The organism is Myxosarcina sp. GI1(2024) (assembly GCF_053543375.1).
The window spans coordinates 1-4,158 of the sequence record NZ_JBKGTY010000025.1; the positions used below are offsets into that span (position 1 = coordinate 1).

The window sequence follows — 4,158 nt, forward strand, 5'->3', positions numbered from 1 at the left end:
TAAATATCTGGTTAGTGCCCGAACATCATTGAAGAAAGTTTGGCGAGTAACTAACGGTACTTAAACAATTTAAACAGACAAAATAAGATAGAATACCTTTGCTGATTAACTTTAACATTATTCTAAAGCCCGATCGCACTTTATGAAAGAAACTACTCCCGCAGCCATGCCTCCCTGTTTCGATAGATGGTGTCAAAAGTTTGATGATTTACTGAGAACTAAAGCGCAAAAAAGGGAATTCAGACATTATTTAGGAGGATTATTAGGGGAAAGTGAGCGAAAAAATGTATCTCAAATGGCTAAAGACGCAGTAGAGGTCACATACCACAAATTACACCATTTCTTAACTGAAGCAACTTGGTCAGCGAACAAGATAAATGAACGTCGCTTAGAAGTGATGAACAAGTGTAATCAAACGAGAATCAGTAAGGGATTTAGTCTAATTGTTGATGACTCTGGGCATAGAAAAAGTGGTAACTTTACCGCAGCAGTAGGTCGTCAATATATTGGGGAAATTGGGAAAACAGATAATGGCAATGTTGTAGTAACAACTCATCTATATGATGGCCAAAAAAGCTTACCTTTAGACATAGAACTATATCAACATGGTAATTCGTTGCCCGAAGGAAAGAAAGACAGAGAATTCAAGAAAAAACCCACCTTAGCCTTAGAATTAATCGATAAAAGTTTGAAGAGGGGATATCGACCAGGACTAGTATTAATAGATTCGTCCTATGGTAACAACACAACTGTTTTACTCGAACTGGAAAAAAAGAAATTAAAGTATATAGGAGGAATCGCTAAAAATCGTAATATTTTGGTTAAAACTCCATCAAATCAATTAGAAAAAATCAGAGTAGATGAATATGCTCAATGGTTATCTGATGAGGAATTTAAGGAGATTCAAATCCAGGGTGAAAAACCTAGAACCGTCTGGGTAGCAATAATAGAAGCAGAAATATCAAGGCTAGAAGGAATCAGAAAAATAGCTATCGTCATGAGTGCACCAATCTTTGAAGATGCTGAAGATATTGACTACTTACTCACAAATGTTGAGGGAGAAATAGTAACCGAGCAATGGATAGTTCAAACTTATGCTCAGAGAAACTGGATAGAAGTTTTCTATCGAGAAGCCAAGGGATGGTTAGGATTAAAAGAGTATCAAGTTAGAGATAAGAAGAGTTTGGAAAGACATTTTATTCTAGTTTTTTGTGCCTATACTTTTATCCTTTGGCATAAGCTTACTGGAGGTTTAAGAAGACGTTGGGCGAACAAACCTTTGGAGACATTTCCTGAAGCATTAGAAGCTTTTCGTACAGGTATATCTTATCGTTTTGTCCAATGGTTGAACCAAAATCGCGACGTATTCGTAGCTTATAAAGCTAGTTTGGGCTTTGTTTGGGCTTGATTTTTGTTTAAGTACCGTTAACATCGAGCGAACGGCACGATAAGTGATGTGGACTAAATCCCAACTGGTGTGGAAGAGATAAGCTAACCAATTAAGGCAGAATAGAAGTTCCGCCTGGTGGTTTTCACCGTGACCCAAGTTGTGTTCGAGATGATAGCCTTTAGTTTTGAGAATATTATTCCCTTCATTTTCGAGCTTCGAGCGCGCACGAGCAGCAGTGACAATCTCGATCGCATTCTGTCGCTCGATTTCATGGCAAGTAGCAAAGGCATTGTAATACAAGGTTTTCTCGTCGCTGGTATCTGTAACCGTTACCTCACACCAGTTTACGTCCAGGGCTGGTTGGGTAGCTCTGAGGGGAATTTTATTCACAAAGCGGTAGTAGTAAGACAAACATTTTCGTCCTCGAATCTCCAACTGGGTTAGAGTTTTCACCTCCCCGACTCGTTCGAGGTAATCCACCCACTCATAAAGTTCTGAATGAGATGTACGCTTACAGACAAAGATAAAATGATAACCATGAGCCAAAGCCGTTTCACAGATGGGTTGATTGCAGTAGAGGTCATCCCCAAGTAAAGTTACAGGGAGGTCTTCTGGGTCGCGGGGATGAGCAGCAATCCAACGCTTAGCGGCAGCGTTCTCCCAGTCTTGTTTATCATGACCATCTTGGGAAGTGATGAATTCTGGTTCTAAACTGATGAGCTGTGGTCGTCCTGGAGCCACCAGTACCGGAGTAACCGCAGCATGAAAATAGGTAGTACTGCCGTTTTTATGAGTCCGATGGCAACAATGACAACAGTGAATCTTCTTGGAGGAGAAATATTCAGTTCCATCAAGTGTCAGCAAAAATCCTCCACCGAAGCAACGATAGGGCGATAGGTTCCCTGTCTTGGACAAACCATTATAGACTGAGCGAAAAACGCCAAATACCGTCGAAGCTGGCACCAAATTGAGCAGGGTGCGAATCTGAGGATCACAGGGGATGTTCTCGATGCCAAACAAACTCTGGGCATTATTTTTCCCTTTCTGACTTTTCATCAAACGTTGATGGTCTAAAAAAGAAGGAGATTGCATAAAAAATACAGAAAATGCACTTAAGTGAGCTTCTTCAACCGTATATTTAGTATTATTGCTTGGTTTTCGTTCCTCGGGAAGATTATTTAACTCGGCACTCAGCATCGATAGTAATTCAGGCATTCCTATTGCTAGACCCATGTTGCTACTCTGTGAGAATTTAACGGTACTTAAACAAAAATCAAGCCCAAACAAAGCCCAAACTAGCTTTATAAGCTACGAATACGTCGCGATTTTGGTTCAACCATTGGACAAAACGATAAGATATACCTGTACGAAAAGCTTCTAATGCTTCAGGAAATGTCTCCAAAGGTTTGTTCGCCCAACGTCTTCTTAAACCTCCAGTAAGCTTATGCCAAAGGATAAAAGTATAGGCACAAAAAACTAGAATAAAATGTCTTTCCAAACTCTTCTTATCTCTAACTTGATACTCTTTTAATCCTAACCATCCCTTGGCTTCTCGATAGAAAACTTCTATCCAGTTTCTCTGAGCATAAGTTTGAACTATCCATTGCTCGGTTACTATTTCTCCCTCAACATTTGTGAGTAAGTAGTCAATATCTTCAGCATCTTCAAAGATTGGTGCACTCATGACGATAGCTATTTTTCTGATTCCTTCTAGCCTTGATATTTCTGCTTCTATTATTGCTACCCAGACGGTTCTAGGTTTTTCACCCTGGATTTGAATCTCCTTAAATTCCTCATCAGATAACCATTGAGCATATTCATCTACTCTGATTTTTTCTAATTGATTTGATGGAGTTTTAACCAAAATATTACGATTTTTAGCGATTCCTCCTATATACTTTAATTTCTTTTTTTCCAGTTCGAGTAAAACAGTTGTGTTGTTACCATAGGACGAATCTATTAATACTAGTCCTGGTCGATATCCCCTCTTCAAACTTTTATCGATTAATTCTAAGGCTAAGGTGGGTTTTTTCTTGAATTCTCTGTCTTTCTTTCCTTCGGGCAACGAATTACCATGTTGATATAGTTCTATGTCTAAAGGTAAGCTTTTTTGGCCATCATATAGATGAGTTGTTACTACAACATTGCCATTATCTGTTTTCCCAATTTCCCCAATATATTGACGACCTACTGCTGCGGTAAAGTTACCACTTTTTCTATGCCCAGAGTCATCAACAATTAGACTAAATCCCTTACTGATTCTCGTTTGATTACACTTGTTCATCACTTCTAAGCGACGTTCATTTATCTTGTTCGCTGACCAAGTTGCTTCAGTTAAGAAATGGTGTAATTTGTGGTATGTGACCTCTACTGCGTCTTTAGCCATTTGAGATACATTTTTTCGCTCACTTTCCCCTAATAATCCTCCTAAATAATGTCTGAATTCCCTTTTTTGCGCTTTAGTTCTCAGTAAATCATCAAACTTTTGACACCATCTCATCTATCGAAACAGGGAGGCATGGCTGCGGGAGTAGTTTCTTTCATAAAGTAAGTGCGATCGGGCTTTAGAATAATGTTAAAGTTAATCAGCAAAGGTATTCTATCTTATTTTGTCTGTTTAAATTGTTTAAGTACCGTTAATGCCTTTTACTTTAATCTAATTCACCCGAATCTTAATCAGAGTGGTTTTTGTTAGCGAAAGTTATTTGCTAACAAACGTTCATTTCTCATCTATTTTTCTCTGGGAATTTTTAAAATGAGAATTGCTG

1 protein-coding gene and 2 pseudogenes are annotated in these 4,158 nt (G+C 38.6%); 1 reads left to right on the top strand and 2 read right to left on the bottom strand.

The annotated features are described in order from the left end of the window. The first annotated feature begins 142 nt into the window (after positions 1 to 142). Positions 143 to 1,408, top strand: coding sequence for an IS701 family transposase (locus ACLFKQ_RS30840; RefSeq protein ID WP_448999339.1), 1,266 nt, complete (start codon positions 143 to 145; stop codon positions 1,406 to 1,408). Between the two features lie 18 nt (positions 1,409 to 1,426). On the opposite strand, the pseudogene ACLFKQ_RS30845 reads toward ACLFKQ_RS30840, so the two are convergent. Together ACLFKQ_RS30845 and ACLFKQ_RS30850 are read right to left on the bottom strand one after the other, a co-directional pair. Next, positions 1,427 to 2,623, bottom strand: a pseudogene (locus ACLFKQ_RS30845) (ISNCY family transposase); the annotation flags it as partial. A 40-nt stretch (positions 2,624 to 2,663) separates the two neighbouring features. Next, a pseudogene (locus ACLFKQ_RS30850) lies at positions 2,664 to 3,934 on the bottom strand (IS701 family transposase). Positions 3,935 to 4,158: the final 224 nt, after the last annotated feature.

Bases quoted from the DNA above. Each gene is read 5' to 3' on its own strand.
- ACLFKQ_RS30840 (WP_448999339.1), top strand. From the start codon at position 143: ATGAAAGAAACTACTCCCGCAGCCATGCCTCCCTGTTTCGATAGATGG.